General features: G+C 47.1%; 3 protein-coding genes. All 3 read right to left on the reverse strand.

The window, feature by feature from the left end:
• Window positions 1–644: 644 nt before the first annotated feature.
• Complete coding sequence (locus KGY70_17830) at window positions 645–1385, reverse strand: aquaporin family protein (GenBank protein ID MBS3777062.1); 741 nt, start codon at window positions 1383–1385, stop codon at window positions 645–647.
• A gap of 69 nt (window positions 1386–1454) precedes the next feature.
• On the reverse strand, window positions 1455–3032 hold the full coding sequence (locus tag KGY70_17835) for a glycerol-3-phosphate dehydrogenase/oxidase (protein ID MBS3777063.1): 1578 nt from the start codon (window positions 3030–3032) through the stop codon (window positions 1455–1457).
• A gap of 51 nt (window positions 3033–3083) precedes the next feature.
• On the reverse strand, window positions 3084–4249 hold a 1166-nt coding region (locus KGY70_17840; GenBank protein ID MBS3777064.1), incomplete at its 5' end, for a glycerol kinase.

Consider the following 4249-nt stretch of genomic DNA (forward strand, 5'->3'; position numbering starts at 1 on the left):
GAGCTCCATTTCACGGATCATCCGGCTTCTTAAATCATTTTTTTTCATTTTAGTTAAATTTATAGGTTAAGACCCACAATTTAACTAAAAATTACCGCCTCCGGGAGGGGGCGGTTTTGTTCAACGTCTAGCTAAAGTGCGTATGCATTTTATTTTTCTATTGTCTGTGCACCATATCCACCAAATTCTGGGTGGGTATAGTGCGTTATGTTAATCAATGATGTCATCAATTGGGTTTTTAAAATCAAAATAGTTCCTTAATAAAGGCAATAGAGAAGAGGGTAGTTGTACAATTCTTCTGCCAACTCCAGATTTAACCGTTTGTCAACTGATTTTTGCCCCTTGCCAACTTCTTACCCCAACTCCTGTCAAACACCCCAATGACAACAGAATGACAATTGAATATCTCTGCCAACTGTAGCTTTCAGGTTTTGCCAACTGCTCTTTGCTCCCGCAGAATGCGGGACCAACTGTATTGCTAAATCTTATTTCCTTAAATTTGATTCTGCAATATAGTAAGCTGCTCCCGCTATTAGGCGGGACCCATTGCCAACTTTTCTCCCGGGTTTAATAACAACAGAATTAACCACCGAATGACCACCAATGACTATTTAATGACGATTAATGACAACCAAATGACCCCCTCATCCTCCAAACACCAAATATATCACCGCAGCCACGGCAGCTCCTGCCAGTGGCCCGAAAATGGGCACCCAGGAATATCCCCAGTCCGAGCCTTGCTTTTCTTTTATAGGCAAGATGGCATGCATGATACGCGGCCCGAGATCCCGTGCCGGATTGATTGCATACCCGGTGGGACCGCCCAAGGACATACCGATCACACCCACCAATAGACCAACAGGCAACGCACCAATCGAGCCCAAACCCACTTCTACCTCCCGCAGATCAGGAGATTCAATGGTAGGCCCGGCAAACAGGAAAACTGCATAAACCAGCACAAAGGTGCCTATCACCTCTGTCAAAAAATTCTTCTTCTTATTGCGAATTTCCGGAATAGTTGAGAAAATACCCAGTTTGGCAACAGGATCATTGGTTGCCTTGAAATGATCGTGATAAGAGAGCCAGACAAGAAAAGCACCAAGTGCGGCACCTATCAATTGTGCCGTCACATAGGTCCCGACCTTCGCCCAGGGAAAGACACCTCCCAATGCCAGACCGAAAGTAACGGCCGGGTTAATATGGGCACCCGATACCGGACCTACAGTCGCCACAGCAATAAATACCCCGAGGCCCCAACCCCAGGTAATTAGAAGCCATCCTCCGCCGTTTCCCTTGGTCTTTTTTAACACGACATTTGCTACAACTCCGCCACCGAAGACAATAAGAAACATGGTTCCGATAATTTCTGCAACAAATTCACTCATGAAACAAATAATTTTTGTGGTTTAACTTTTTGAGACGCTTTCAAATCCATTTGATTTAATGAGCAAACACTATTTATTTTCATCTTCGAGAAAATATCCATTGGCCAGACTGGTAAAACGCTCCACCTCTTCTTTTTGCCACTGTTCGTCTTTGCCGAGCTCTTCCGCCAGAATGCGGGCCACTTCAGGTGCCATGTCAACAGCAGCCCGGGCATCCAGGGGCAAGGCTCTGACCCGTCTTGCAAGGACATCATCAACACTACATGCCATTTCATTTCTTGCCGCCCAGACCACTTCAGCTTTTGTGAAATCCAAACGCTCATCCAGACGTTCGGCAAGGTCAGGTTCCTGCTCCATCAACTCATCTATGGCTTTTTTATCCGAACCATATACATAGAGGTGGTTGTTCCGGTCAACATCCTCTAAGTAACCATGTATAGGCAGATTTTTGGTCTTCGGTTTTTTCGGCTCAAGGCCGTTCACTTTAATGGCCTTATTTATTGTATCCTCTCCCATCTTACGGTAGGTGGTCCATTTGCCGCCCGTTAAGGTTATCAAACCTGAAGAAGAAACCATCACTTTATGGCTCCGGGAAATTTCCTTGGTATTCTTCCCTGCACCTTCCGGAGCTGCAAGCGGACGCAAACCTGCAAAGATGCTCTTCACGTCGCTTCGTTTAGGGGCCTTATCCAGGTATTTTCCCGCAGTAGTCAGTACAAACTCGATTTCCTCTTCCAGGGCTCTCGGCTCAAGGGAAGGATGATCCACCTGCGTATCCGTTGTGCCTACCACTACCTTACCCCTCCAGGGTACAGCAAAGAGCACCCGCCCGTCACTGGTTTTGGGGATCATAATGGCATAATCGCTTTGCAGAAACTCCTTATCAAGCACAATATGAATACCCTGGCTGGGCATAATGCGTCTGGGTGAATCGGGTTCGTCCATTTTCAGAATATCATCCGCAAAAACGCCGGTGGCATTCACTACCGATTTTGCATGAATGGTATATTCTTCCCCGCTTTCCTCATCCATGGCCTTTACACCCTTGACCCGGCCATTGCCGTCTTTAACCAGATCTATTACTTTACAATGATTCAACACCACACCATTGAGATCTACAATGGTTTGTGCCATATTAACCGCCAATCTCGAGTCGTCAAATTGCCCGTCGCGATAAACCACTCCCCCGTGCAAACCATCCTTACGAATGGTGGGCAGGTATTGAAGGGTTTTCTTTTTTGAAATATGGACCGAAGGCCCCAGGCTCAGCCTTCCGGCCATCAGGTCATACATTTTAAGGCCGAGGGTATAGAAGGGACCTCCCCACCATTCAAAGTTGGGTATAACGAAAGACTGATTCTTCACCAGATGGGGTGCATTCTTCCTGAGCAGCCCCCGTTCCCGCAACGCTTCCATAACCAGAAACACGTCGCCCTGAGCAAGATAGCGAACACCACCATGCACCAGTTTGGTACTCCGGCTTGAAGTACCTTTTGAAAAATCAGCCATTTCAAGCAGCACAGTTCGATATCCCCTTGCTGCTGCATCCAGTGCAGTACCGAGTCCGGAAGCACCTCCTCCGATAACAGCCACATCCCAGGGTTGTTTGTGATCTTTCAATTGATTTACCAAATGTTCTCTTTTCATAATTGTAGACATTTTAATTGACACTTCTGAGCAATGGAAAAAAAGATACCGCTAGTCATCACCGACCATCCAGTCTTTAGCCTTTTGAACAGCTTTTTGCCACTTCCGGCGATATTGGCCGATTTGTTCCTTATCCATAACCGGCTTAAAAACTTTTTCCTGCTGCCATTGTTTGTGCAGCTCATTCATATCCTTCCAGTAACCCACAGCCAATCCTGCAAGGTAAGCAGCACCCAGAGCGGTAGTCTCTATTTGTTTTGGGCGTACCACCGGACAGTCTATCGCTTCGGACTGAAACTGCATAAGCAGATTGTTTGAAGAAGCTCCTCCATCCACGTGCAATTCTTTAATTTTAATACCCGAATCAGCTTCCATTGCATTAATGACATCCATTGTCTGGAAAGCAATCCCTTCAAGGGCTGCGCGCGCCAAATGGCCTTTATTGGCACCACGGGTCAGGCCTACGATTGCACCACGGGCGTACTGATCCCAGTGAGGAGCGCCCAAACCGGCAAGAGCCGGAACAAAATAAACCCCACCGTTATCATCCACTGTTTTGGCGAGGGTTTCCACTTCGGGTGCTGATTGTATGAGTCCCATTTCGTCACGGAGCCACTGTACAGCAGCTCCTGCAATAAATATGCTGCCTTCCAGTGCATAATGCACCGTATCGCCAATTTTCCATCCAATGGTGGTTAACAGGTTATTGTTTGATTTGATGGGTTGTTCACCGGTATTCATCAGGAGGAAACAACCGGTACCGTATGTGTTTTTTGCCATGCCCTGGGCGGTACATTGCTGACCAAACAAGGCGGCCTGCTGATCTCCTGCAATACCCCCTATAGGAATAGAATGGGCAAAAATTGTGGTTCTTGTATAACCCAGCTCGCCACTGGAAGCGGTCACCTGGGGAAGCATGTTTCTAGGAATGCCCATCAGCCCAAGGAGCTCATCATCCCACTTCATTTCCCGGATATTATAAAGCATGGTGCGGCTTGCGTTACTTACATCGGTAATGTGTTGATCTCCTCGGGTAAGGTTCCAAATCAACCAGCTATCAATGGTGCCGAATGCCAGCTTTCCGGCCTCCGCCTTTTCGCGGGCCCCTTCTACATTATCCAGTATCCACTTTACCTTGGTACCTGAAAAATAAGCATCGATCACCAATCCGGTTTTTTCCTGGATTTTGTCCGTCCATCCTTCCTTTTTGAGGTGCT

The organism is Bacteroidales bacterium (genome assembly GCA_018334875.1).
Classification (GTDB): domain Bacteria; phylum Bacteroidota; class Bacteroidia; order Bacteroidales; family UBA12077; genus JAGXLC01.